At 70.4% G+C, this 24052-nt stretch carries 26 protein-coding genes; 9 read left to right on the top strand and 17 right to left on the bottom strand.

The features are described from left to right. Positions 1-28: 28 nt before the first annotated feature. From AC1HFW_RS08125 to AC1HFW_RS08095, 7 genes are all read right to left on the bottom strand, one after another. Positions 29-1177, bottom strand: coding sequence for a zinc-binding metallopeptidase family protein (locus AC1HFW_RS08125; protein ID WP_479282615.1), 1149 nt, complete (start codon positions 1175-1177; stop codon positions 29-31). 16 nt (positions 1178-1193) lie between these two features. Continuing rightward, on the bottom strand, positions 1194-2147 hold the full coding sequence (locus AC1HFW_RS08120; RefSeq protein WP_035361507.1) for an LD-carboxypeptidase: 954 nt from the start codon (positions 2145-2147) through the stop codon (positions 1194-1196). Between the two features lie 393 nt (positions 2148-2540). Next, a complete protein-coding gene (locus AC1HFW_RS08115; protein ID WP_006394962.1) occupies positions 2541-3266 on the bottom strand; it encodes an RNA pseudouridine synthase in 726 nt (241 codons plus the stop codon). Between the two features lie 206 nt (positions 3267-3472). Beyond that, entirely contained in the window at positions 3473-4651 is a 1179-nt protein-coding gene (locus tag AC1HFW_RS08110; protein WP_479282614.1) for a cystathionine beta-lyase, read from the bottom strand. 153 nt (positions 4652-4804) lie between these two features. After that, positions 4805-5905: an AI-2E family transporter YdiK gene (gene ydiK, locus AC1HFW_RS08105; protein WP_006394960.1), complete on the bottom strand. Its 1101-nt coding sequence runs from the start codon at positions 5903-5905 to the stop codon at positions 4805-4807. A gap of 73 nt (positions 5906-5978) precedes the next feature. Next, entirely contained in the window at positions 5979-7034 is a 1056-nt protein-coding gene (locus AC1HFW_RS08100) for a DNA-binding protein (protein ID WP_479282612.1), read from the bottom strand. A gap of 219 nt (positions 7035-7253) precedes the next feature. After that, on the bottom strand, positions 7254-8156 hold the full coding sequence (locus AC1HFW_RS08095; protein ID WP_479282610.1) for a LysR family transcriptional regulator: 903 nt from the start codon (positions 8154-8156) through the stop codon (positions 7254-7256). Between the two features lie 129 nt (positions 8157-8285). Between AC1HFW_RS08095 and AC1HFW_RS08090 the strand changes: the two genes are divergently transcribed. The 3 genes from AC1HFW_RS08090 (at position 8286) to AC1HFW_RS08080 (ending at position 11473) form a co-directional block, all read left to right on the top strand. Beyond that, positions 8286-9218 (top strand): 2-hydroxyacid dehydrogenase, encoded by a 933-nt coding sequence (locus tag AC1HFW_RS08090; protein WP_061071265.1) that lies wholly within the window; start codon positions 8286-8288, stop codon positions 9216-9218. A gap of 154 nt (positions 9219-9372) precedes the next feature. Then, complete coding sequence (locus tag AC1HFW_RS08085) at positions 9373-10371, top strand: Bug family tripartite tricarboxylate transporter substrate binding protein (protein WP_006394956.1); 999 nt, start codon at positions 9373-9375, stop codon at positions 10369-10371. Position 10372: 1 nt separating this feature from the next. Further along, positions 10373-11473, top strand: coding sequence for an NAD/NADP octopine/nopaline dehydrogenase family protein (locus AC1HFW_RS08080; protein ID WP_479282608.1), 1101 nt, complete (start codon positions 10373-10375; stop codon positions 11471-11473). On the opposite strand, the gene AC1HFW_RS08075 is transcribed toward AC1HFW_RS08080, so the two are convergent. Continuing rightward, positions 11389-12390 carry a LysR family transcriptional regulator gene (locus tag AC1HFW_RS08075; protein WP_061071268.1) on the bottom strand — a complete coding sequence of 334 codons (1002 nt, stop codon included), beginning with the start codon at positions 12388-12390 and terminating at the stop codon, positions 11389-11391. The two genes, AC1HFW_RS08080 and AC1HFW_RS08075, sit on opposite strands and share 85 nt — an antisense overlap. 100 nt (positions 12391-12490) lie before the next feature. On the opposite strand from AC1HFW_RS08075, the gene AC1HFW_RS08070 reads away from it, so the two are divergent. Further along, entirely contained in the window at positions 12491-13573 is a 1083-nt protein-coding gene (locus tag AC1HFW_RS08070) for a site-specific integrase (protein WP_479282605.1), read from the top strand. 118 nt (positions 13574-13691) lie between these two features. Continuing rightward, positions 13692-15245 carry a sensor domain-containing diguanylate cyclase gene (locus tag AC1HFW_RS08065; RefSeq protein WP_238889754.1) on the top strand — a complete coding sequence of 518 codons (1554 nt, stop codon included), beginning with the start codon at positions 13692-13694 and terminating at the stop codon, positions 15243-15245. Positions 15246-15257: 12 nt separating this feature from the next. Here the strand turns inward: AC1HFW_RS08065 and AC1HFW_RS08060 are convergent, their stop codons facing one another. Then, on the bottom strand, positions 15258-15674 hold the full coding sequence (locus AC1HFW_RS08060) for a DoxX family protein (protein ID WP_006394950.1): 417 nt from the start codon (positions 15672-15674) through the stop codon (positions 15258-15260). 123 nt (positions 15675-15797) lie between these two features. Between AC1HFW_RS08060 and soxR the strand changes: the two genes are divergently transcribed. Together soxR and AC1HFW_RS08050 are read left to right on the top strand one after the other, a co-directional pair. Continuing rightward, positions 15798-16262 carry a redox-sensitive transcriptional activator SoxR gene (gene soxR / locus AC1HFW_RS08055; RefSeq protein WP_006394949.1) on the top strand — a complete coding sequence of 155 codons (465 nt, stop codon included), beginning with the start codon at positions 15798-15800 and terminating at the stop codon, positions 16260-16262. 213 nt (positions 16263-16475) lie between these two features. Then, a complete protein-coding gene (locus AC1HFW_RS08050; RefSeq protein WP_479282602.1) occupies positions 16476-18239 on the top strand; it encodes a GGDEF domain-containing protein in 1764 nt (587 codons plus the stop codon). Positions 18240-18316: 77 nt separating this feature from the next. Here the strand turns inward: AC1HFW_RS08050 and AC1HFW_RS08045 are convergent, their stop codons facing one another. Continuing rightward, entirely contained in the window at positions 18317-18466 is a 150-nt protein-coding gene (locus AC1HFW_RS08045; protein WP_006394947.1) for a hypothetical protein, read from the bottom strand. 489 nt (positions 18467-18955) lie between these two features. Here AC1HFW_RS08045 and AC1HFW_RS08040 point away from each other — a divergent pair, with 489 nt between their 5' ends. Both AC1HFW_RS08040 and AC1HFW_RS08035 read left to right on the top strand, forming a co-directional pair. Further along, positions 18956-19534 (top strand): TetR/AcrR family transcriptional regulator, encoded by a 579-nt coding sequence (locus AC1HFW_RS08040; RefSeq protein ID WP_006394946.1) that lies wholly within the window; start codon positions 18956-18958, stop codon positions 19532-19534. 82 nt (positions 19535-19616) lie between these two features. Continuing rightward, the gene (locus AC1HFW_RS08035) at positions 19617-20096 is read left to right on the top strand and encodes a nuclear transport factor 2 family protein (protein WP_479282600.1); all 480 of its coding nucleotides are present in this window, start codon (positions 19617-19619) and stop codon (positions 20094-20096) included. A gap of 13 nt (positions 20097-20109) precedes the next feature. Here AC1HFW_RS08035 and AC1HFW_RS08030 read toward each other — a convergent pair whose 3' ends face one another. The 7 genes from AC1HFW_RS08030 to AC1HFW_RS08000 all read right to left on the bottom strand — a co-directional run bounded on the left by AC1HFW_RS08030 (position 20110) and on the right by AC1HFW_RS08000 (position 24030). Next, on the bottom strand, positions 20110-20562 hold the full coding sequence (locus AC1HFW_RS08030) for a type II secretion system protein N (protein ID WP_479282598.1): 453 nt from the start codon (positions 20560-20562) through the stop codon (positions 20110-20112). Between the two features lie 23 nt (positions 20563-20585). After that, positions 20586-21239 carry a PulJ/GspJ family protein gene (locus AC1HFW_RS08025; RefSeq protein WP_479282596.1) on the bottom strand — a complete coding sequence of 218 codons (654 nt, stop codon included), beginning with the start codon at positions 21237-21239 and terminating at the stop codon, positions 20586-20588. Continuing rightward, a complete protein-coding gene (gene gspI, locus AC1HFW_RS08020; protein ID WP_479282595.1) occupies positions 21236-21676 on the bottom strand; it encodes a type II secretion system minor pseudopilin GspI in 441 nt (146 codons plus the stop codon). Before gspI ends, AC1HFW_RS08025 begins: the two co-directional genes overlap by 4 nt. Beyond that, the gene (gspH, locus tag AC1HFW_RS08015; RefSeq protein WP_479282594.1) at positions 21648-22181 is read right to left on the bottom strand and encodes a type II secretion system minor pseudopilin GspH; all 534 of its coding nucleotides are present in this window, start codon (positions 22179-22181) and stop codon (positions 21648-21650) included. Before gspH ends, gspI begins: the two co-directional genes overlap by 29 nt. Beyond that, positions 22178-22762 (bottom strand): RNA polymerase sigma factor, encoded by a 585-nt coding sequence (locus AC1HFW_RS08010; protein ID WP_006394938.1) that lies wholly within the window; start codon positions 22760-22762, stop codon positions 22178-22180. The genes gspH and AC1HFW_RS08010 overlap by 4 nt, the downstream gene beginning before the upstream one ends. Further along, a complete protein-coding gene (locus tag AC1HFW_RS08005) occupies positions 22746-23369 on the bottom strand; it encodes a transposase (protein WP_006394937.1) in 624 nt (207 codons plus the stop codon). Before AC1HFW_RS08005 ends, AC1HFW_RS08010 begins: the two co-directional genes overlap by 17 nt. A 106-nt stretch (positions 23370-23475) precedes the next feature. Next, on the bottom strand, positions 23476-24030 hold the full coding sequence (locus AC1HFW_RS08000; protein WP_006394936.1) for a transposase: 555 nt from the start codon (positions 24028-24030) through the stop codon (positions 23476-23478). Between the last annotated feature and the right edge of the window lie 22 nt (positions 24031-24052).

Below are 24052 nucleotides of genomic sequence, written 5' to 3'. Positions count from 1 at the left end.
GGCCGCGATGCCGGGGCCGGCCGCGGCATCAGCGCGCCGCGGCCCGGATCACCCGGTGCACGAACTGCAGCTTGCCCACCACGGCGGCGGGCAGCACGAAGGGATAGAAGTCGCGCTGGCCCATGCTGCGCGACAGCTCGTTGAGCACGCCGGTCAGCGCCACCCAGCCGTTGACCAGGTCGAGGAAGCCCTGGCCCTCGGGATCGTCCGGGTCGTACAGCGACGCCCGGGTGAAGGGATCGCTGACCTGCTCCAGCGGCACCCGCGCCACGCCGAAGCTGAAGGCCGTGTCCAGCGTGTCCATCATGTGCAGGTAGTGGGCCCAGGTCTCGGCCCAGTCCTCCCAGGGATGCGACGAGGCGTAGGCGCTGATGAAGCGCTGCGCCCAGTCGGCCGGCGCGCCCTGCTCGTAGTGGCGCCGCAGCGCCTGCGCGTAGTCGTCGCGCTCGTCGCCGAACACCTGGCGGAACGGCGCCAGCCAGGGGCCGCCGGCCACCAGCCGGTCCCAGTAGAAATGGCCGATCTCATGGCGGAAGTGGCCCACCAGCGTGCGATACGGCTCGTGCATCGCCTCGCGCACCTGGACCCGGTAGGCGTCGTCGGCCTCGCGCACATTGAGCGTGATCAGCCCCTGGCCGTGGCCGGTCAGGAGCGGCGCGCCGTCGTCGGACGGCGCCAGCAGGTCGAACGCCAGCCCGCCGTCGCCCGGCGCGCGCGCCCGCGGGATCGGCAGCCCCAACGTCAGCAGCTGGGCGATGACCTGGCGCTTGGCGCTCTCGACCTTGCGCCACAGCGCCCCGTTGCCCGGCACCGACAGATCGGGAATGGTACGGTTCAGTGCGCAGGCAATGCAAAGATCGTCGGCGCGCGTGGCCGGCAGCAGCCAATTGCAGGCGGCCGGCGACGAGAAATTGGCGCAGCGCTTGAAGGTCCTGCCGCGCACCCGCCCGGCCTCGACCCAGGTGCCGTCCGTCTTGCCCGGATCCAGCGCCACGACGTGGCCATGGCGCGGATCGAAGCCCAATTGCCGGTGGCAGTTCAGGCATTCGGTATTGTTGAAGAACACCCGCTGGCCGCAGACGCACTGGAACGCCTTGGCGCGGGCATGCCGCTGCCGCTGGCGCCGGCGTTCGGGCGCGTTCAACTGGCGGCTCAGGGCATCGAAGAAGGGATTCATGCGGCGGGTTTCCGGGCTACAGCGGCGCGGCCTGGACCGCCACCGCCTGCTCCAGCCGCAGGCCGCGCCGTTGCGTATCCAGCGTCACCCGCGCGCCGAGCGGCAGCGTCAGGTTGGGATCGCCATGGCCGCTGGGCCAGGCGGCCAGCACCGGGATGCCGCGCGCCTGGAATTGCTCCAGCAGCAGCGGAAACAACAGGCTCTGGCCGGCGGCGTCGCCTCCCGGCAGCCCCAGGCGGGTGAAATTGCCGGCCAGCACGCCCTTGATGCGATCGAACTTGCCGGCCGCGCGCAATTGCGACAGCAACCGGTCGATGCGCGGCAGCGCCTCGTTGACGTCCTCGATGAACAGGATCGCGTCGCGCGTGGCGATCTCGTGGCGCGATCCGATCATGGCGGCGATCAGCGCCAGGTTGCCGCCCACCAGCCGGCCGCTGGCCACGCCTGGCGCCAGCACCACCGGGTTGGATTCCGGCGGCGCGTCGATCCAGGCGCCCTGCCCGATCTGGCCGCCGACCATCGCCAGCACGTGGCTGGCGGTCGGCTCCTGCTTGCCGGCCACCAGGTCCTGCGCCAGCATCGGCCCGTGAAACGTCACGAAGCCCGCATGGCGCTGGATCGCCAGGTGCAGCGCGGTGATGTCGCTGTAGCCGATGAAGGGCTTCGGGTGCTGGCGCAACAGGCCGATATCGAGCCGGTCCGCCAGCCGCCACGAGCCGAAACCGCCCTGCAGGCACCACACCGCGTCGATGGCCGGATCGGCAAAGGCCGCGTGCAGGTCGTTGAGCCGGGCGTCGTCGTCACCGGCCAGGTAGTCGTACGGCGCATCGCTGCGCGTCAAGGCGGCCGGCATGATGCGCGGGTCGTAACCGCGCGCCTGCAGCCACTCCGCCGCCTCGAAGGCCGCGCCATCGGCGGCCGAGGCCGGCGCCACGATGGCGACGCGGCCGCCCGGACGCAGCGCTGGCACGGGCGCGTCGCGCGGCGGCGCCGCAGCGGACGACCCGGCAGACGGAGCCCCCTCGCCACGGTCGGGCGGCGCCGCCACCCGGCTCGCGCAACCCGCCAGCGCCAGGCTGGACAGGCCCAGCGCGCCAGCGGCCTTGAGCAGGCCGCGCCGTGCCGGATCCATCAGAGCGTGCCGCTCGCGTTGCCTTGCGGGCATATGCCATCCTTTCAGGTCAGTTTTTATTATTATTATTTATCAATAGCTTAAACAACAAATAGAGAAACAGGATGAAGTCTGGAATGCGCGATCCCAGAATTCGCTTGAACTCATTCCAGAATCCACTTTAAGTACGTAACTGCGTGTCGGGCAAACCAACACCACCCCGAACACGCCCGCGATCCGCGCGCCGTGACGCTAGAAACGTTCGTACTCCAACCGGTAGCGCCACTGCCCCACCGCCAGCCCGGCCATCGGCAGGCGGCCGATGCGGATTCGGCGCAGGGCTTGCAGTTGCAGGCCGACGCTGTCGCAGGCGTACTCGATGAAGCCCAACGCGGGCGTTTTCAACGCGAAGCGCAGGTGGCTCTCATTCTGCCAGCTGACCTTCATCGGCGTGGCCGGCCGGCCCTCATAGGCCAGGCCGCGCTGCAGGCGCGCCAGCGCGGCCGCGTCGAGCGTGCCGCGCACCTGCGCGATGTATTCCTGCTCGACGTGGCGCCCCTCTTCGATCAGCTTGCGCGCCACCGCGAATTCCTGGGTGTACACCACCAGCCCGCTGGCCGCGCGCTCCAGCGGCGTGGCCAGCTTCAGGCCATTGAACATGCGCTTGAGATAGCGCTGCCCGGAGCGGTCGCCCGGCATCAGGTTGGCGGGCACGACCAGGTCCAGCGCCGATTCGGCCGGATCCGAGGCCGACAAGCCGGCCGGCTTATGCACCAGCACGCTGACCGGGCGCATCTCTTCGAGGCGGGCGCCGGGCAGCAGGCTGATGGCCTGGCCGGGCTGGACGCGGTAGCCGGGTTCCTCGACCACCTTGCCGTCCACGGCGACCCAGCCGCCCTCGATGTAGCGTTCGGCGTCGCCGCGCGAACAGGATTGTTCGGTGGCCAGGCGCTTGGCCAGGCGGACGCTGTCGCTCATGGCCGGCCCGCCTGTCGGTGGGAGGCCTGGGAACGGGAAAGGAAAGCAATCGGCGGGTACGTCGTCATCTCGGATACTGCGTCAAAAACGGGAAAGGCCGGCGCCGCGAGGCATCGCGCGAACGCGGCGACAGCGCCTGGCTCGAGATGTTACGCCCTTTCCCGCGGCGGCCGCCGCGATCGGGCGCCGCGCCGGCCATTCCCGCGCTATGCAAGCGCCGCGAACGCCTGCTCCAGGTCCGCGATCAGCGCCGCGGGCGGCTCCAACCCCACGTTCAGGCGCACCAGCCGGTCGCCGTACGGACGCAGCGTGCGGCGCAGGTTGAAGTACGGCGCCGCCAGGCTGGTCACGCCGCCCCAGCTGTAGCCGATCTTGAACAGCGCGAGCCGGTCGACGAACGCCTCGATCCGCGCGCGGCTGGGGCCGTCCCGCAGCACGATGGAAAACACGCTGGCCGACCCGGTGAAATCGCGCTTCCAGATCTCGTGGCCCGGGCATGACGGCAAGGCCGGATGCAGCACCGTGCGCACTTCGGGCCGCCCCGCCAGCCACTGCGCCACCTCCAGCGTGCCGCGCTCCAGCTGCGCCAACCGCACCGCCAGGGTCTGCAGGCCGCGCAGCGCCAGGCTGCAATCGTCCGGCGAGGCCGCCATGCCGAGGAAATTGCGGGCCTCGCCCAGCGCCCGGTAGTGCGCCTCGTCGCGGCAGGTGACCGAGCCGAGCAGCAGGTCGCTGTGGCCGCCGATGTACTTGGTCAGCGCCTGCATGGTGACGTCCACGCCGTGCGCGAAGGCATCGAACAGCACGCCGGCGGCATAGGTATTGTCCAGCGCCACCACCGCGCCGGCCCGGTGCGCGGCCGCCGCGATCGCCGGCACGTCCTGGATTTCCATGGTGGCCGAGCCGGGGCTCTCGCACCAGACCAGCCGGGTATTGGGGCGCAGCAGCGCGGCGATGCCCGCGCCGATCAGCGGATCGTAGGTCTCCACCTCGATGCCCAGCCGCTTGAGCAGACCGCCGGCCAGCCCCTGGTTGGGGCCGTAGGCCGTATCGGGCAGCAGCGCATGGTCGCCGGCGCCGCAAAATGCCAGGTAGACCAGCGCGATGGCGGCCTGTCCGCCCGGCGTGATGAAGCAATGGCGGCCCTGCTCCAGTTGCGCGATGCGCGCGCCCAGCTCCAGCACGGTGGGCGTGCCGTGCAGGCCATAGGTGTACGGCGCCTTTTCCGCGTCCCAATCGTCGCGCAGGTCGGCGGCGCGCTCGAACAACGTGGTCGAGCCGCGGCTGGTCGGCGTGACCAGCGAGCGAAAGCCCGCCGGCGCCCGCGGGGTGGGGTCGACCACGGCGAGGCGCCAATCGAAGGGTTGCGTGGAATCGGTCGTCACGGAGGTCTCCTGGTTGGATGCGGGCCACGCGCCGCGAGCCGCGGCGCACCCGCCAAGGATACGGACCTGGCGGCAATAAAAATTGCACCAGCTTGCGGTTCCGGCGGGCGCCCGGCGCCAGGCACTGGAGGCCGATGCCCGGCCCGCGATGCCTCAGAGATCGGTGGGCTGCCTGGCGACGGCCGGCGCCTCGGGCGGCGGCACCTCGTCGACCCAGGCCTTGAGCAGCGTCGAGGTCACCGCCAGGATCACCGGCCCGATGAACAGGCCGACGATGCCGAAGGCGAACATGCCGCCCAGCACCCCGGCCAGGATCAGCAGCATCGACAGGTTCACGCCGCGCTTGATCAGCATCGGCCGCAGCAGGTTGTCGAGCATGGTCACCAGCACCGCCCACACCAGCAGCAGGATCGCCGCCACCTTCATGTCGTTCTGGAACAGCCAGATCACCCCGCCCAGCAACGGCAGGAACGGCCCCAGCTGGGCCAGGCACAGCATCAGCATCAACGCGGTGATGATCCCGGCCGCCGGCACCCCGGCGATCCACAGGCCCAGCCCGCCCAGCGCCGACTGCACCACCGCCGTCACCACGATGCCCAGCGCCACCGCGCGGATCGACAGGCCCGCCAGGCGGATCGCCGCCACGCCGCGATGGCCGGCCAGGCGGTTGGCGAAGCGCTGCACGAAATTGGCGGCGACGTCGCCCTGGCTATAGAGGATGCCGGCAATGACGATGGTGATCAGCATGTGCATGACGAACACGCCGACGATGGCCGCATTGCTCAGCAGCCACTTGGCCGCCATGGTCACATAGGGCTCCAGGCGCGCCAGCAACCCGCCCGCGCCGGCGTCGGCCAGCGCCTGCCATTCCTGCGCGATGCGCGGCCCGCCCAGCGGAATGCCCTGCACCCAGCCCGGCGGCGCCATCAGGGCGTAATCGGGCAGGCTCTTGATCGAGGTCATGATGGCGCCGCCATGCAGCGCCAGCGTCGAAATGGCCTGGTACAGCGGCAGCACGATCACCACCAGCAGCACGATCAGCATGGCCACCGTCGCCATCCAGCGGCGGCCGCCGCAGCGCTTCTGCACCGCCAGCATCACCGGCCAGGTGGCCACCACGATGGTGGTGGCCCAGATCAGCCCGAACAGGAAGGGCTTCAGCACATACAGGCTGCCGATCATCAGGGCCGACAGGATGACGACGACGAGCAGGTTGCGGGCAAGGTCCGCGGGCGGGCGTGGGTTCGGGTTCAAGCGGTGCTCCAGGCAACGGCCGCGCAAGGATCGGGCCGTGTACGAATTTATCCGAAATACCCGCCCATACCACCTATTTGGCGCCGCCCGACGTGGGCCGCACCGCGACCCGGGCGGCGATCAGGTGGCGCGTCAGCTCCAACAACTGCCCGTCGCGGGTCCGCAACTGGCCCAGCAGGTCCGTCACCTGGGCGTCGCTGGCCGCCAGCCGCTGGGTCAGGTCCTGTTCGCGGCGGCGCGAGGCCTGCAGCGCCTCCTGGGCGACGGCCACGTCGGCCAGTTGCCGACCCAATTGCGCCTGGGCCTCCCCGCGCGTGGCCAGGACCTCGGCCTGGACCGCCCGCAGCTGGTCGGCGGCATCCGCCTGCGCGCCACGCAGGCGCTCGGCCGCCTGCGCCAGGGCCTGACGCGACTGTTCGGCCTGTTGCTGCTGGGCGGCCTGGAGTTCGTCCAGGCGGGCTTGCAGGCGCTTGACGCTGCCGCGCTCGGCGTCCAGTTCGTTGAGCCAGCGGCGCTCGTGGGCGGCATGGCGCTCCTGGGTGGCGGCCAAGGCCTCGGCCTGCTCGCTCCGGGCGCGCTCGGCATCGGCCACGTGGGCCAGCAAGGCATTGCGCGCGTCCGCCAGTTGCCGCTGCTCGACCGCCAGGGCCTCGTCGCGCTGGCGCAGCTGCGCCTCGGCCGCCCGCAGGCGTTCCTCGGTGGCGGCCAGTTGCCCGGTCGCCACCTTCAGGCCCTCCTGCAGGTCGCGCTCGCGGTTTTCCAGATTGGCCTCGCGCAGGCGCAATTGTTCGGTGAGCGCGTCCAGCCGCTCGCCCTCTTCATGCAGTTCGGCCCAGCGCTGGCGATTGGCCTCGGCCTGCTCGGCGCGGGCGGCGGCCAGCGCCGATTCCCAGAAATGCGCGGCGGCCTGGGCCACCGGCTCGGGCACGGCGGCGGGGGCCGAGAAGGCGCCGGGATCCTGGATGCGGGCGCCCAGCGACCGGAACCAGGATTCCAGGTGCGGGCTGACCGTATTGGGCGAGCCGCGCCCGATCTTCTGGCGCACCCGCTCGATGGTCGGCCGCGCGCCCTCCAGCAGCAAGGCGTCGGAGGCGCGCCAGACATCCAGTTCCGTAATTCCCGTGGCCATGGCTCGATTTCCCGGATCAAAGCGGTTTTTTATTCACGATAATGGAATCTTATCGTGAGTAATTTCATATATACGTTAGATATCATACAGCATATGTATGAAATTATATTAACGCCGAAACGGGCAACGGAAAATACGGCCTGGCTAGGCCCAAGACCGCCCTGTAAACGCCTGGGCCGCCCTCTCCCCGGGGCGTCGCCACGACGAGGGGCGCCGGCGCTATCGGGCGCCAACATTGGCGCTGGTCTCTCGAAGCAGCGAGGCGAGCTTCTCTGCGGCGGGCGCCAGCCTGCGCCCCCGCAGGGTCAGGAGCCCCATCTGGCGCGTCAGCGACGGCGACAGCCGGCAGATCCGCAGCCCCTTGGGCGGCCTGGCGGGCAAAGCCAGCCGAGGAAGAATGGCGACGCCCAGCCCCGCCGCGGCCATCGCGATCAAGGTATGGGCCTGTATGCATTCGTACTTCGGCGTCAAGCGGACGCGCGCCCGCGTCGCCGCCTGATCCAGCAGGATGCGCAGCGACGTGGCGTTACTGAGCAGCAGCAAGGGCAAGCGGGCGACGTCCTTCAGCGCCATCGGATCCGCCGCCTCCGGGCACAGGCGAGGCGCCATCAGCGCGCAGATATCTTCGGCCACCAGCGGCTCGAAATCGCATTCGGCGCCCATCGGACCCGGAACCACGCCGAAATCCACCTCGCCCCGCAGCACCTGGGCCTGCACGTCCGCCGACTGCCGTTCGCGCACCGACATCCCGACGCCGGGATACAGGGCCTCGAAGCGGGCCAGCACGGGCGGCAGCAGCGCGGCGGCGGCAATCGGCGTTGCCGCGACCGCCACGTGGCCAGCCTGCAAGGCCAGCGTCTCCCGCACCTCCCTCACCCCCGCCTCGACCTCGCGCACGCCGCGCCGGGCGGCGTCGAACAACTGCTTGCCGGCCGCCGTCAGCTGGACGCTGCGCGTGGTGCGGTGGAACAACTCGGCGCCGACCTGCGCCTCGAGCAATTTGATCTGCGCGCTGATCGCCGACTGCGAGCGATGCACCTGTTCCGACGCGCCGCGAAAGCTCCGGGTCTCCGCGATCAGGAGAAAGGTGCGGAGCAGATTGAAATTGATGTCGGAAGCCATTGATCAGGATTTTTGAATAATTCCGGCTGATTTTAGCGATTGTTCTTCATTGAGAGGAGCACTACAGTCGCCCCCCGACACGCACAGCAAGGAGCAGATCGTGGCAGTTTCAGTGAGAGCAATCCGACTATGAGCATTTCCGTTCTGGTGCTCTGCGAGCTGGGTCCCGCGCAAGAGGCGGCCCTGCGGCAGCGCCATCAACCCACATTCGCGCTGACGCCCGAAGAGCGGGCCCGCGTCGTGCAGACTCGCGGCGCCGAATTCGAGGCGGTGCTGACCATCGGCCTGCTGGGGCTGCGCGCCGACGAAATGGACCGGCTGCCCCGCCTCAGGCTCGTCGCCAGCATGGGAGCCGGCTACGAGAATATCGACGTGGCGGCGGCCCAGGCCCGCGGCATCTGGGTGACCAACGGCCGCGGCGCCAACGATGAATGCGTCGCCGACCACGCCATGGGCATGGTGATCGCGGCGATGCGCGACTTCCTGGCGCTGGACCGGCTCTGCCGCGCGGGCGTCTGGCGCACGGCCATTGCCCTGCCCGCCAACGTCTCGGGCAAGCGCCTCGGCATCCTGGGCCTGGGGTCGGTGGGCGAACGCATCGCCAGCCGCGCCCGGGCCTTCAAGATGGCGGTCGGCTACCACAACCGCCGCGCGCGGCGGGAATTCGACTATCGGTACTTCGATGACGCGCTGGCGCTGGCGCGCTGGTGCGACGTACTGGTCTGCGCCATGCCCGGCGGCGCTGCGACGCGGCACATGGTCAACGCGGCCGTGTTGCGGGAACTCGGCCCGGGCGGCTACCTGGTCAATGTCGGCCGGGGCAGCATCGTGGATACGCAGGCCCTGGCCGCCGCGCTGGCGTCCGGCGGCATCGCCGGGGCGGCGCTGGATGTCTATGAAAGCGAACCCGCCCCGCCCCCGGAACTGATCGCGCAGGACCGCCTGCTGCTGACCCCGCACGTGGGCGGCTGGTCGCCGGAGGCGATCGCAGCCCAGTTCGGGATCTTCATGCTGAACCTGGAGGGCGTATTCTTCGGACGGGGGCCGGTCACCCCGGTGTAGCGCCGCCGCGCCAATGTCCGGACGGTCGCGGCCGCCAGGACATCGGCCTGCTCAGCCGCGCGCTCAACGTCCCGTTAAGGCGCGTTGACCATTTGTCGATGGCCGGCCCCGCGCCGCCTTCCTACACTGTGGCCATCAATTCCTGGAGATGGCCATGATCCCGCCGCGCAGTATCCGTCTGGCAACCTTGCTGCTTCCGTTCTGCCTGCTATGGGGCGGCAACGCCGGCGCCCAGTCCTCCACGGCCGCGGGCGCCTACCCGCAACGGCCCGTCAACCTGATCGTGCCGTGGCCGCCGGGCGGCGCGGTGGATCTGCTGGCGCGCCAGCTGGGCACCGTCCTGGCCAAGGAGCTGGGCCAGCCCATCGTGGTCGAGAACAAATCCGGCGCCAACGGCTCGATCGGCCACGCCCAGGCGGTGCGCGCGGCGCCGGACGGCTACACCACCCTGCTGGCCACCAACAGCACTTTCGTGATCGGTCCGCACCTGTACAAGCAGCTGCCGTACCAACATGAGCGCGACCTGGCGCCGGTGTCGCTGCTGGGCGCCAGCCCGCTGGTGCTGACCGTCAATCCCGCGTTGAAGGTCAAGACCTTGACGCAACTGCTGGCCCTTGCGCGGGAAAAGCCGGGTCGGCTCACCTTTGCCTCGGGCGGCCAGGGGTCCACCAGCCACCTGGCGGCCGAGCAACTGATGGCCCTGACCGGCATCGAGATGACCCATATCCCTTACCAGGGCGGCGGGCCCGCCGGCACGGCGGTGATGAGCGGCGAAGTCGACATGGCCTTCCTGGACCTGGGCGCCTCGCTGCCGTTCCTGAAGTCGGGCCGGCTGCTGCCCCTGGCCGTCTCCAGCGATCAGCGATCGCCGCTGTTGCCCGAGGTGCCGACCGTGGCCGAATCCGGCGTCAAGGACTTCGAGATCGCCACCGCCTTCGCCCTGTTCGTGCCGGCGCGCACCCCCGCCCCGGTGATCGACCGGCTCCACGGCGCCCTGGTCAAAGTGCTCGGCGACGCCGACCTGCGGCAGAAGCTGATCCACCAGGGCGTGATCGTGATGGGCACCACCCCGGCCGAACTGCGCGACTACACCACGCGTGAAAACCAGCGCTGGGGCAAGATCATCAACGACCGCCACATTTCGGTGCAATGACATGCAGCGCAACGATTTCCGTATCGCGATCGTCGGGGCCGGCGGCATCGGCTGCGCCACGGCGGCCTATCTGCGGGCCAGCGGCCTGCCGGTGGCGATGTGGTCGCCCACCGGGCGGCGCCTGCGGCCGCATGCCCAGCCCGGCCGGGCGCGCTTTGACTGCGTCGGCGCGCTGGACGGCGCCGTGGCGGTCGAACGGCTGGCGCGGCTGGCCGACCTGTCCGACTACAGCCATGTCTTCATCTGCCTGCCCGCGTCGCACTACCAGCAGGTCCTGCAAGACGCGGCGCCCCACTGGCGCGACGGCCAGACCTTGATCGTCAGCGGCGCCCTGTCGCTGGTGCCCCTGTGGCTGCGCCAAACGGCGGCGGCGCATGGCGCCGATGTCACGGCGGTCGGCTGGAGCACCACCCTCACGACCGCCCACTTCCTGCCCGACGGCCGCCTGCACCTGAACGCGCCACGCGGCCAGATCGGCATGGCCTGGCTGGCTCCGCCCGAGGGCGGCGGCGACGCGCTGGCCGACTGCCGGGCCCTGTTCGGCGACCGATTCGCGCCGGCCGACAACCTGCTGGCCAGCACCCTGGCCAACATCAACCCGATCGCGCATGCGGCGGAGGTGATCCCCAACCTCACCCGGATGGACCGGGCCGAGGCCTGGCCGCTGTTCGGCCACTTCACAGGGGTGGTCGCCAACATGGCGCAGGCGCTGGACCGGGAGCGGCTGGCGCTGGCCCAGGCCCTGGGATTCACGTTGCCGACCCTGGCGCAGCATTACTCGCGCTCCTACCACGTGCCGTTGGGTCCGCTCGAGGACATCGCGCGGGCCATCGATGCGCGCGGCGCCGGCCCGCTCGGCCCGGCCCGGCTGGCGCATCGCTACGTGCTGGAAGATGTGCCGTTCGGGCTGGTGTTTCAGGAACGGCTGGCGCGCCTGCTGGGCGTCGATTGCCCGCTGCTGTCCGCCTGCATCACCCTGCTGGAGGCGGTCTACGCGGAATCGTTCCGCGACCGCAATTACCTGCTGGCCGAGCTGCTGCCCGAAGGCATGTCGGCAGAGGCGCTGCTGGCGGCCTGCAGGAGCCCGTGCGCGGCATCGTGAAAGCGCTCGACGATGTCGTTCTGGTGCCACGGCGTCCGGTACACCATCACGATAGGAATCGGCTCCGGCAGCGCCTCGACCGGTAGCGCCACCAGGCTGCCGCGGGCCAGCCGCTCCTGTACCGTGCGTCGGGCCAGCAGACTCAGGCCCAGCCGGCGCTCGACCAGATTGAGATTGGTGATGGCGTTCATGGACTCGATGGCGGGCGCGATGGGCGGCAAGTTGTGGTCGAGCAGCAACTGCTCCAGCATCAGCCGGGCCTGCGTCGGCCGGGCCGGCAATATCCAGGCCTGCTGCTTCAGCTCGCGCCAGGTCCACGGCGCCGCCCGCGGCGCCAGCGCCAGCGGGTGATCGCTGGCGCACACCACGATCCACTGCTCCCGGCCCACTGGCCGGATCACCAACCCCTCCTGGCACAAGCCGCCCAGCTCGGACGAGGTGTTCATAGTCAGCAGGAGGTCGATCTCGCCGCTTTCGAGTTTGCGCTGCGTATCATCCAGCCGGCCCTCGACGATCTGCACCGGCGGCAGCGCGCCGTCGCCCGCCATGGCACGCAGCACGTCGGGCAGCAGCGACCAGGCGATGAAGGGCGGAGCCCCGATGCGCAGTACGGCATCGTGCCCCAACTTGCGGTCGCGCAGGTCATCGGCGAGATTGGCCACCTCGGACAGCAGCAGGCGCGCGCGGTGCACCAGGATGTCGCCATCGCGCGTCAGGCTCACGCCGCGCCCATGCCGCTCGAACACGGTGATGCCCAGCAGCGCCTCGACTTCCCCCAGGCCCTTGCTGACGGCGGCGGTGCTCAGGCAGAGCTTCTCGCCCGCGGCGCGCATGCTGCCGGTATCGGCCAGCACCGTCAGCAACTCGAACTGGCGCATCCGCAGCGCGGCGATCATGCGATAGGTGGAATCGTGCATCCGGGCGGCGCCTTCGGGTGGGTGGCAAAGTAGCGGAATGATAGTATCCCCGGGCCCTGCCACACCAGGCTCCCCGCTCCCGGTCATTCCCCCGCCCCGCATGCTGCCTACTTCTCCGGCCCCGCTGCCCCTGCTGGACCCCGGCGCGCTCGACCGCCAGGCCGACGCCGCCATGCGCGACCTGCTGCGCGAAGGCAGTTCGCCCAATACGGCCGCCAGCTATCGCGCCGCGATCCGCTACTGGTCGGCCTGGTTCGGCCTGCGCTATGGCCGGCCGCTGGCCCTGCCGCTGTCCGAGGCCGCGGTGATCCAGTTCGTGGTGGACCACGCCCAGCGGACCGGCGCCCAGGGGCTGACATCGGAGCTGCCGCCGGCGCTGGACAGCGAGTTGGTGCGGCTCAAGGCCAAGGGCCGGCTCGGGCCGCCCAGCCTGAACACGCTGCTGCAACGGTTGTCGGTGCTGTCCAAGGCCCATGAACTGGCCGGGCAGCCCAACCCCTGCCGCGCCGCCGCCGTGCGCGAGCTGCTGGCCCGCACCCGCCGCGCCTACGCCCGCCGGGGCGCGACGCCGGCGCGCAAGGACGCCCTGACGCGCGAGCCGCTGCAGGCGCTGCTGGACACCTGCGACGACTCCCTGCGCGGCCTGCGCGACCGGGCGTTGCTGCTGTTCGCCTGGTCCAGCGGCGGCCGGCGGCGGTCCGAGGTGGTCGGGGCCACCGTCGAGAACACCCGCAAGGTGGGCGAGGACTACCTGTATCTCCTGTCGCACTCCAAGACCAACCAGTCCGGCGCCGACCGCGCCCAGGACCGCAAGCCGATCGCCGGCGCGGCGGCGCTGGCCCTGGACGCCTGGCTGGCCGCCAGCGGCATCCGCCAGGGCGCCCTGTTCCGCCGCATCCGCCGTGGCGACGTAATCGGCGAGCCGCTGGCCGCCGCCGCGGTGCGCGCCATCGTCCAGGAACGCTGCCGCCTGGCGGGCATCGAGGGCGATTTCTCGGCCCACAGCCTGCGTTCGGGCTTCGTGACCGAGGCCGGACGCCAGAATGTGCCGCTGGGCGACGCCATGGCCATGACCGGCCATGCCAGCGTGGCCACCGTGATGGGGTATTTCCGGGCCGGCGCCGCGCCCCGGTCGCGCGCGGCGCGCCTGCTGGACACCCCAACCGGGGACGAAACGGCGTAGCGCGGCCGCCACATCCGTCCGGGAGACGGGAGCCCCGGCGCGCGCTTGCATACAATGGCGCCTGCCGGCACACCGCAGCGCCGCGCCCATAACGAGACCCATGCCTGCTGTGCTCCCCATGCGAATCAATCTACGCGGCCTGGTGCTCGCGCTTACGATATTCAGCGCCATCGCCGCTACCGCCAATGCCCTGTATGCCAGCTACCGGCTGCAGCGCGAACAGCTCATCACCACCACCCTGGAAGCGAACCGCGTCTACGCCGCCAAGCTGGCGCAGAGCGCCGGCGGCTTCCTCAAGGCGGCCGAGCGCCAGCTGGGCTACAGCGCGCGCCAGATCGCGCCGCACATGGACGCCCCGGACATGCTGGCGGCCGAGGTGCGGCGGGTGCAGGAGCAAAGCGACACTTTCAACTCGGTGGGCGTGGTCGGCCCCGACGGCGTGATCCTGGCCACCACCCAGGACTTCCGCAGCTTTCTCGGCACCCGGATCGACAGCCCGGGCAGCCGCGCCGCGCTGCAGAGCCGCCATCCGGTCATCACCAAGCCTTACGTCTCGATCGCCGGCAACCTGCTGATCAACCTGTCCTACCCCATACTGGCCGCCGATGGCCGCTTCCTGGGCTATATCGCCGGCACCCTGCACCTGCGCAAGGAAAGCGCGCTGGACGACCTGCTGGGCCTGCACCACTACACCGACGGCTCCTACCTCTACGTGGTGGATGGCGACGGACGGCTGATCTACCACACCGACGCGAGCCGGGTCGGCGAGGTGGTCAGTGGCAATCCGGTGATCGAGGCGGTGATCGAGGGCCAGGCCGGCGCGCGCCGGGTGGTCAATTCACGCGGGGTGGACATGCTGGCCGGCTACGCCCCGGTGCCCGCCAGCGGCTGGGGCGTGGTGGCCCAGCGCCCCACCGCCGTCACCCTGGAGCCGATCCGCGAACTGCTGTGGGCGTTGCTGGGCTACGCGGCGCCGCTGGCGCTGGTGTTCCTGCTGGCAATCTGGTGGTGCGCGCGGCAGATCTCGCTGCCGCTGTCGCAGCTGGCCACCAACGTCGAACACCATGACGTGGCGGTGGCGATGCAACGGGTCAAGTCCGTCCGTGCCTGGTATTTCGAGGCCGAGCGCCTCAAGCGCGCGGTGATCTGGAGCTTCACCACCCTGCAGGAGAAGATCGGCAAGCTGAACCTGGCCAGCATCACCGACCCGCTGACCGGCCTGCGCAACCGGCGCGGCACGCAGGACGCGGTGGACCACCTGCAGGCCTCGGGCACGCCGTTCTCGGTGCTGGCGCTGGACATCGACCACTTCAAGCAGGTCAACGACACCTACGGCCACACCGCGGGCGACAAGGTGATCCAGGACGTGGCCCAGCTGATGCGCGATTGCTCGCGCCCCGGCGACATCCTGTGCCGCAACGGCGGCGAGGAATTCCTGATCCTGCTGCCCGGGGTGGCGCCGACGGAAGCGGTGATCGTGGCCGAGCGGCTGCGCCAGCGCACCGCCGAACGCGAATTCCCGCAGGTGGGCGGCATCACGATGTCGGCGGGCGTGGCGCAGTGGCCGACCAGCGGGCCGGACGTGGTGCAGGTGTTCCACGCGGCCGACGCCGCCCTGTATGCCGCCAAGCAGCAGGGCCGCAACCGCGTGGTGCTGCACGGCACCCCGTAGGCAGGCCCGAGCCTAGGCCGCCAGCGCCCGGTAATGGCTGGCGATGGCGGCCGCGAACAGGCCGCCGATGACCGAGACGTGCTCCAGCGCGAAGAACAGGGCCAGCTTGGCCTGCGGTTCCGGCAGGCGCCAGAAGGCGTGCACGATGAAGATCGTCAGCACCAGGAACACCGCCAGCGCAGCGGCGGCCAGCCAGACCGCGCGGTCCAGCAGGATCAGGATCGAACCGGCCAGCATCAGCGCCGCCACCGCGATGTTGAACAGGCGCGCCGGCTCCAGCCCGGCGCCGCGCATTTCCGCCACCCCGCCCTGGAAGTCGATCAGCTTGGCGGCGCCCGAGGCGATGAAAACCACCGCCAGGCACAGCCGGGCGATGAACCAGAGCCAAGTGCTCTGAAGCAGGGATTCGATGTACTGCGGCGTCTGCATGGGTCCTGTTCCTGATGGTCGGCGCTGCCCCGCCCGGCGGACGGCGCGGCATGCGGATCCGGCGGGTTGCCAAATCCGGCGCGACGGACTATAAGACCTCAACCTAACTTGAGGTCAACTTCCATGGCGGGCGACAAGCCGATCGACATCACGCGGCTCATGACGGTGGGCGAAGTCGCCCGGCGCAGCGGCGTGCCGGTCTCGACGATCCACTTCTACGAAACCAAGGGCTTGATCCAGAGTTCGCGCAGCGACGGCAACCAGCGCCGTTTTCCCGGCATCGTGCTGCGCTACATCGCCATCATCAAGGTGGCGCAGCGCACCGGCATTCCGCTGGAGGAAATCCGCGAGGCCATGTCGCGCTTCCCGCAGGACGGCAACAAGCTGACGCCGGCGCAATGGAAGGCGCTGTCGTCGCAATGGCGCGCCAACCTGGATGAACGCATCCGCAAGCTGACCCGGCTGCGCGACGAGCTGGACAGCTGCATCGGCTGCGGCTGCCTGTCGCTCAAGGACTGTCCGCTGCGCAATCCGGACGACGTGCTGGGTCGCGACGGACCGGGGCCGCGCATCCTGGAACGGCCCTGAGCCGTCCGCCAGGCCTTCGGCGCCGCGTTTTTCCCGCGCCGGGACACAAATTGCACGGATTTCGCGTATCGGCGTAATCGACTGCATTCAATTGCAAAACTGTTTCGCCGGCATCGGCGCCCGCGCCAAGCGCCGCGTTGCGGCGGGCCTGGAGACCGCGTAATTACAGTATCCTGCGCGCACAGTCACATCGCATCAGGCCGGCCCATCCGTATGTTGCGCAGTAGATTTTCGATCAAGTCACTGGAACGCTATTTCCTGATATTGGCGGCGGGCGTGCTGCTGCCGATGTCGGTCCTGACGGGAATCCTGCTGCTCCAGAGCCGCGCCGCCTACCTCGCCACCGGCGACGCGCTGCGCGCCTTCGCCATCGTCCGCACCACCATCACGGCCATGGAAACGGTGTCCGCCGAGCGCGGTCCCATGAATGCCGCCCTGGGCGCCGACTACCCGGTCGGCGCGTCCCTGCTGGAAGCGCTGCAGGCGGCCCGCGAACGCAGCGACACTAGCATCGCCGAGCTGCTGGCGCTGTACCGCGCCCCGCTCAGCCCGAACAGCGCCCGGGAATTCACCAATGTCCAGCGCATCCGCTACGCGCTGATCAAGGCCCGCGAAAACGCCGACGCCCTGATCGCCACGCCGCGCGCCGACATCTCGGGCCAGCGCGTGCTGGCGGCGGTGAACGGCATGGTGGCGCTGGTGCCCGAGCTGCAGGCGGCGATGGCCGAGAGCGCCGGCGTGGTGATGCAGAACGAGGCCGACGCGCCCAACCTGCTGACCCTGGCGCTGCTGGCGAGCGAGCTGCGCGAGCAGGCGGGCCTGCTGGGCTCGACCTTCACGCCGGCGCTGGCCAAGCACCGCCAACTGACCGAGTCCGACGAATACCGCATGGAGCGGGTGCTGGGACGCATCGACCAGCTGCACGACCTGCTGGAAATGCGGCTGGCGGCGCGGCCGGACCTGCGCGCATCGCTGGCCTACGGCGACCTGCGGCACTTCTATTTCGGCGAGGGCATGCGCTATCTGCAAGAGGTGCGCGACATGGCGGCGCTGCAACCCGGCGGCGCCACCATCAGCGCGCGCGAGCTGGCCGCGACCTACGTGCCGCTGATGCATGCCATCAGCCAGTTCCGCGACCTGATGCTGGACCAGATGGAGGCGAGCATGCGCGAGCACCGGCGCCAGGCGATCCGGCTGCTGGTCATCACGCTGGTGGCCGCCACCGCGCTGGCGGCGGCGCTGATGCTGTCGCTGCGGCAGTTCCGCCTGCGCGTGATCCGGCCGTTCGTGCAGGCCACCCGCATCATCGGCGCCGTCGCCAACGGCACGCCGGCCGCCGCCATTCCGGTGGGCAAGTACCGCGGCGAGATCGACGGCATGTTCGAGGCGCTGAGCGTGCTCAAGGACAACGCCGCCGCGCGCAAGCGCGCCGAACTGGAGCGCGATCGCCTGATCGTCGACCTGGCGGTCATGGCCGAGACCGATTTCCTGACCGGCCTGCTCAACCGCCGCGCCTTCGAGAGCCGGCTGGATCAGGCCCTGTCGCAATGGCCCGGCGCCGGCACGGCATTGGCCTTCATCCTGTTCGACATCGACGACTTCAAGGGCATCAACGACACCTACGGCCACGCCAGCGGCGACGAAGCCCTGAAAACGGTGGCCGAGCTGTGCCGACAGACCTGGCGGCAAGCAGATGTGGTCGCGCGGGTGGGCGGCGAGGAATTCGCCGTGCTGTGCCACGTCCAGACGACCGCCCAGGCAGTGGAGATGGCCGAACGCATGCGCCAGCGCATCGCGCAGGCCCGGGTCGCGGCGGAAAACGGCACGGTGTTCGGGCTGACCGCCAGCTTCGGCGTGGCCCTGGCGCGCCAGCCCGGCGACGGCGCGGCGGACATCCTGTTCCGCTGCGCCGACGAACTGCTCTATCGCGCCAAGATGGAGGGCAAGAACCGGGTGGTGCCGGGAGAAACCCGCTGACGGCGGGCAGCCGCCTTCCCACAGTCCAAAAAAAACGCCGCGTCGGGTTCGACGCGGCGTTTTTGCCTTGAAGCGGGTCAGTCAGGGACGCGGGTCGCGTTCTTGTCCTGGGTGGCCTCGGTGGTTTCCGGGCGGGTGGAGGTTTCGGGGTCCGGGCGCGAACCTGGCGCCTTCCAGTTCAGCGGCGGAACTTCAAAGCGCGGTTTCTTGGCGATCAGTTGGGACATGTGCGTACTCTCCTGTGTGCGATGTCGGCCTGCCCTGCGCAGGGAACGACTCGGATATCCAGCGCGCCCGGGATGCTCTGGTGGCAATGCGAGGGAGGCATCAGGAACGGGCGCCAGGGCATGGCCCTGGGGTCGTCGACGAGGTAAAAGCCGGCGGCCAAGCGAGGCGCTTCAATGGACCCCGCCTGGGGGAAGGCCAAAACCCGGCGTCGGTATTGGCTTGGCGGGCACTCGGAATAATTGCCGGATCTTTGCGTGACGATCCAATGATTTTAGTATTAATTAACAGATAAAGCAAGCATCTTGAGTTTTGCTTATGTATCTGAATGGTGCGACGGTCCTGCCCACGGCGCCTGGGCCCAAGCCCGCGGCAACATGCACAGACCCGCGCGCACCGGTGTCGCGACACGCGCGTCACGAACCCGCTTGACCGCTGAGAACGATCGTTCTACGATGGCTCCAACTTGAATAGAACGATCATTCTCAGCCATGCCCGACACGCCTGACCTTCACGCCGACGACGCCCGCCAACGCCTGCTGCGGGCGACCGAACGGCTGGTCTACGCCGGCGGCATCCACGCCACCGGCATGGATCTCATCGTCAAGACCTCCGGCGTGGCGCGCAAGCGCGTGTACCAGTACTACCCGAACAAGGACGCACTGGTGGCCGCGGCGCTGCGGGCGCGCGACGAACGCTGGATGCGCTGGTTCATCGACGCCACGTCGCGGGCGGCCACGCCGCGGGCGCGGCTGCTGTCCATGTTCGACGCGTTGCGCGAATGGTTCGCCAGCGAGGACTTTCGCGGCTGCGCCTTCCTGAACGCCGCCGGCGAGATCGGCGACGAGGCCAGCCCGGTGCTGGCCGTGGCGCGCGAGCACAAGGCGCGGCTGCTCGATCACATCCGCGCCCGGGTGCGGGATGCCGATCTGCCCGAGCCCGACGAGGCCGCCGCGCAGTTACTGGTGCTGGTCGACGGCGCCATCGCCGTGGCGCTGGTCTCGCGCGATCCGTCCATCGCCGACAGCGCGCGCCGCGCCGCCGCCACGCTGCTGGGCCCCGGGGACTGAGGCCATGGCGCCACTTGCCCCCTTGCGCCCGGCCACGCCCTTGGCCTTCCCGTTTTTCCCACCCGCCTGCGAGGCACGCGCGATGACATCGACCCCCCCCCCCCGCCCTCCTCTTCCTCCCTTCACCCACGACAGCGCGGTGCAGAAGGTGCGCCTGGCCGAAGACGGCTGGAACAGCCGCGACCCCGACAAGGTGGCGCTGGCCTACAGCCTGGATACGCGCTGGCGCAACCGCGCCGAGTTCGTCGATAGCCGCGAGCAAGCGCGCGCCTTCCTGGCCCGCAAATGGGCCAAGGAACTGGACTACCGACTCATCAAGGAGCTGTGGGCCCACGACGGCAACCGCATCGCGGTGCGCTATGCCTATGAGTGGCACGACGATTCCGGCAACTGGTTCCGTTCGTACGGCAACGAGAACTGGGAGTTCGGCGAGGACGGCCTGATGACGCGCCGCTACGCCTGCATCAACGACCTGCCGATCCGGGAAGCCGACCGCAAGTTCCGCTGGCCGCTGGGCCGGCGCCCCGACGACCATCCGGGGCTGTCCGAACTCGGCCTCTGACCCGCGGCCGGCGCTACGGCACCCGCTTGATGCCTTCGCCGTCGTCGCCGGCCTGCGTCGGCAGCGGCAACCGGACCTCGCGGCCGCCGTGCTCGACGATCAGCGCCTGCGCATCGATGCCGACCAGGCGCGCCGAACGGGTGAGCTTGTCACCCATGGCGTAGGCCTGCGGCGGGCCGCCGTTGACCGACAGCACCGCCGCGCCGCGGCCGCCGCCGGCCAGCACGCCCGCCACCCGCACATCGAGCCTGGCCGGCCCCGGCGCCAGCCACGCGGCCACCTCGGCGGCGCCGTTGTCGCTCGCGGCGGGCGCGGCCATCGGCGCGGCGGGCGGGCGCGACAGCGGTTCGGTCAGGCGCAGGCCCCACCAGGCCAGTCCCGCGACCAGGGCCGCGGCGCCCGCCAGGCTGGCCAGGCGCGGCCAGGAGGTGCCGGCGGTCGAGTCGATGCGGAAGTTCAGCGCCATGGCGGCAGGCTCCAGGTCATAGGTCAATGCAGCAGCAGCACGCGGCGGTAGCGCAGCGGCGTCTGCCCCAGCACGCCGCGCGAGATCACCAGTTCCAGCGCCGTGGCCGGCTGTTCGCCCCGCCCTGGCAGCGCCACCCAGCCGCGTCCGGGCGCCCAGGCCCGCACGCTGAAGTCCAGCAATTCCTCCAGCACCGGCGTGCCGGCGTCCGCCGCGGGCAGGGGCAGTGGCATGGCGTCCGTCGGCCGTCCCGCCGTGCGCAGCAGGCGGCCCCCCTTGCGTTCCCAGATCACCCGCTGGCGCGCCTCGGGCTGCCCGGGCGCGCCGCGCACGATGTCGATGCGCGGCGCGGGCGTCTTCATGCCGCTGACCTGGATCGCGTCGGGCAGCAGCTGCGGCACGACGGCCACCGGCTCCGCCTCCTCGGCCCCGGGCGCGGCCGGCGCCTCGGCCGCGGACGGCTCGGCCAGCACCACGCTGCGCGCGGCGACATCGCGCTCGAACTGGTCGAAGGCGCGCTGCAACGCCAGCGCCTCGTCGGTGTGCTGGTCGAGCTTGCGGCTGGTCAGCGCCACGCTGTCGATGGCGCGCCAGGAGATCAGGCTGATGATGGCCATGATCATGATGGCGATGATCACCTCGATCAGCGTGAACCCGGCCTGGCGTCGCGGCGTCATGGAGAGCGGATCTCGACGATGCCGGACAGCGTCGCGAGGCGCGGCGTCGGGCGCTGGTCGAGATAGACCTCGACGGTGACCGTGCGCGCGCCCTCGCGGGCATCGGTGTAGCGGCTGTCGCACACCAGGGCCAGCGGCCCCTGCGGGCAGGCGGCCTTGTCGCCGCTGGCGGTCAGCGCGGGAGGCGCCAGCTGCAGCTCGATCAGCCGGTTCTGCGCCGACAGCAGCGCCAGCGCCCGCTCGCGCAGCACGCCGTTGTTGGTCGTCAGCATGCCGGTGGTGCGCATGACGGCCGCCAGCGCCACGCTGACGATGGCCAGCGCGATGAGGATCTCCAGCAATGTGAAGCCGGCCGCGCGCGCCGGGCGGCGCGGCGGCGAGCGGGACGGTTTGCGCGCGCGCCGCACGTCAGCGCACCAGGAAGCGGCCGCTGGCATCGCGCTGCACATCGACCTGGCCCGCCGCGTTGGACAGCGTCAGCCGCCACGGCGCGCCGAACCACTCGGCCGTCAGCAGCACCGGACCGGCGGGCGAGACCCGCACCGGGCCGGCCTGCCAGGGGCGCGGCCGCAACGCCGGATCCCGAGCGAAGTCCTCGACCCGGGTCGTGTCCAGCAGCGGCACCGCGCCATCCAGCGCCCAGGCGCCGCGCACGAAACGGTAGCCCTGCGCGTCGGCCTGCCAGGCGATGCTGCGGCCGTCGCCGCGCGCTTCGCCCTGCGCGGCGGCGAAACTCTCGGCCAGCCGCTTCGCGTCGTCGCGCAACTGGCGCGCCGGGTCGGTGCGGATGCTCAGCCCCAGCGCGGCCGTGGCGATGCCCACGATCACCAGCACCACCATCAGTTCGATCAGCGTGAAGCCGCGTTCAAGCGCCGCGCGGCGGCCGGCCCGGGCATGCGGCGCCCGCGGCGATGATGCAACGGCTGCGGCGCGCCGTGTCATGCCTGCAACCGCGCCGCCTGGGTCTCGACGTGGCGGCAGGCGTCGCGCAGCTGCCGCCGGACGATGCGTCCGGACACGCCGTAGCGGGCCGCCGCCTCGCTCTGCAGCATGCCTTCGATGCGCACGCCGATGAAGATCTCGCGTTGCTGCCGCGGCAGCGCCTCGATGACGCGCAGCACGCCGCGCATCGAGGAGCGCGCCTGCGCGATCCGCTGCGGCCCTGGCGCCGTATCCTCGATGTCGTCCCAGATCACTTCCGCCGCGCCCGGCAGCCGTTCCGCGCGCAGGCGGTCGATGGCGATGTTGCAGGCCATGCGGAACACATAGGCGCCAGGATTGAGGACGGCGGGCGCCGGCGCCGCGCCGCCCTCGGCCACCCGCAGCCAGGCGTCGTGCAGGCTGTCCGCGGCCAGGTCGGGGCAACCGAGATGGCCACGCAGCGCCTGCATCAGGCGCCCATAGTTCGCCGCGACGAATTCGCCCAGGCAGAGCGGACGCGCACGCGCCGCCTGCGCGCCGCCCGCGGCGAACTCGTCGCGACGCCGTCGCGCCGGCGGCGCCGGTTCAAGACACAGGGACATGGCGGCTCTCCATGGCGGCCCGGCCCCCGGGCGCAAGCGGGCGCCGTCCGGTGCCGGCCGGACGCTGGGCGGCCCGCTTGCGCATTGCCCAATTGGCCGGCGTCAGCAGGCCGTCGTCCAGCGCCTGGCGCAACAGCTCGGCAATGCCGGCGTGGCCCGCGACCGCGTCGAGCTCGTCGTCGAAGGCCGGCGCGCACTCGCAGCCGTTGCCCTCCGACAGGCCGGCGAACCAGCGGAACAACAGGTTGTAGGCGATCTGTTCATGGAAGTACGTCTTGCTGCCGGCGGGATAGAGCAGCTGCAGGATGTGGGTGCGGCACAGGATCGCCGCATCCAGCGTCAGCCCGCATTCCAGGCTGGCCTGACGCAGCAGCGCGGCATGCGCCCGCAGCGTGTCGTCGATGTGCTCGCGCAGGGCCACCAGCGGATGGCGCGGCGGCACATAGCGGGTCAGCTGGATCTGGCCGATCCAGGTTTCGTGCGACACGACCCAGACCCAGGGAGAACCGTAGCGGGATACCGATACGGGTTGCTGCCTGGCGCAATCGAGCACCTTCGACAGTTTGCGGTCCAGCTCGAGCATGCCTACGTTGACGGTCGCCGACATCACGCGCTCCTGGGGCCTGTTGGGCCCATGTCCGGTTTGGCCGCGCTGCGTATGGCGCGGCCTGTACCCCTAAGACGACTCGGCGCGGCGGAACCCGCCAGGTTTTTTATTCAGGACGGATCGCCCGCGCGCGCCATGCCTGCAGCAGCGCGCGGTTCAACGCGATGCCGGTGGCCTGCTCGATCGGCGTGACCGGCGCCCCGTCCAGCGACTGCGCCAGGATGTCGATCATGTCGGCGCTGGCCAGCACCCGTTCCAGCGCGTGGCCGAATTCCTGCGGGCTCCAGATTTCCTGGTCCAGCGACAGGCCGACGAACCAGCGGAACAGCAGGTTGCAAGAAATCTGCTCGTGCAGGCCGGCCTCGGTTTCGACGCCATAGAGCAGCTGGATCGCCAGCGCCCGCAACAGCGGCTGCGCCTCGATGCGCAGCATGGCGCGGATCGCGGCCGCATGCAGCCGCGGCTGGCTGGCGGCCACGGCCCGGTCGACATGGTCGCGCAGCGCGGCCAGCGGATGGCCGGCCGGATTGAACTCGACCCGGCGGGTGTTGCGGGACCAGACCTCGTGCGACACGATCCAGACCCAGGGCGAGCCGTAGCGATGCACCGACACGGGATGCTCCCACGCCGAATCCACCACGGCCGACAGATTCTCCTTCAACTCTCGAATACCGATATTCGGT

It is taken from the genome of Achromobacter sp. ISS7 (assembly GCF_056523125.1).
Note: the sequence above shows the minus strand (reverse complement) of the source record. Positions and strands in the feature narration are given on the sequence as shown.